The sequence below is a fragment of the Nocardia sp. NPDC059691 genome (assembly GCF_042733915.1).
In the GTDB taxonomy this organism is placed as follows: Bacteria; Actinomycetota; Actinomycetes; order Mycobacteriales; family Mycobacteriaceae; genus Nocardia; species Nocardia sichangensis.
Window position 1 is genome coordinate 1 of record NZ_JBHWFB010000047.1, and the last position, 1,017, is coordinate 1,017.

Consider the following 1,017-nt stretch of genomic DNA (forward strand, 5'->3'; position numbering starts at 1 on the left):
GCTTAGAAGTGAGAATGCCGGTATGAGTAGCGAAAGACGGGTGAGAATCCCGTCCACCGAATGCCTAAGGTTTCCTGAGGAAGGCTCGTCCGCTCAGGGTTAGTCAGGACCTAAGCCGAGGCCGACAGGCGTAGGCGATGGACAACAGGTTGATATTCCTGTACCACCTCTTTATCGTTTGAGCAATGGAGGGACGCAGAAGGATAGAAGAAGCGTGCGATTGGTTGTGCACGTCCAAGCAGTTAGGCTGATAAGTAGGCAAATCCGCTTATCGTAAAGGCTGAGCTGTGATGGGGAAGCTCCTTATGGAGCGAAGTCTTTGATTCCCCGCTGCCAAGAAAAGCTTCTAGCGAGATAAAAGGTGCCTGTACCGCAAACCGACACAGGTAGGCGAGGAGAGAATCCTAAGGTGTGCGAGAGAACTCTGGTTAAGGAACTCGGCAAAATGACCCCGTAACTTCGGGAGAAGGGGTGCTTTCTTAACGGAAAGCCGCAGTGAATAGGCCCAAGCGACTGTTTAGCAAAAACACAGGTCTCTGCGAAGCCGTAAGGCGAAGTATAGGGGGTGACACCTGCCCGGTGCTGGAAGGTTAAGGAGAGGGGTTAGCGTAAGCGAAGCTCTGAACTGAAGCCCCAGTAAACGGCGGCCGTAACTATAACGGTCCTAAGGTAGCGAAATTCCTTGTCGGGTAAGTTCCGACCCGCACGAAAGGTGTAACGATTTGGGCACTGTCTCAACCAGAGACTCGGTGAAATTATAGTACCTGTGAAGATGCAGGTTACCCGCGACAGGACGGAAAGACCCCGTGGAGCTTTACTGTAGCCTGATATTGAATTTTGGTACAGTTTGTACAGGATAGGCGGGAGCCATTGAAACCGGAGCGCTAGCTTCGGTGGAGGCGCTGGTGGGATACCGCCCTGACTGTATTGAAATTCTAACCTACGGGTCTTATCGACCCGGGAGACAGTGTCAGGTGGGCAGTTTGACTGGGGCGGTCGCCTCCTAAAGTGTAACGG

The 1,017-nt window shown here is 52.7% G+C and carries 1 rRNA gene; it reads left to right on the plus strand.

The annotated features are described in order from the left end of the window. Positions 1–1,017: ribosomal RNA gene (locus tag ACFV2O_RS36830) — 23S ribosomal RNA — on the plus strand; the annotation flags it as partial.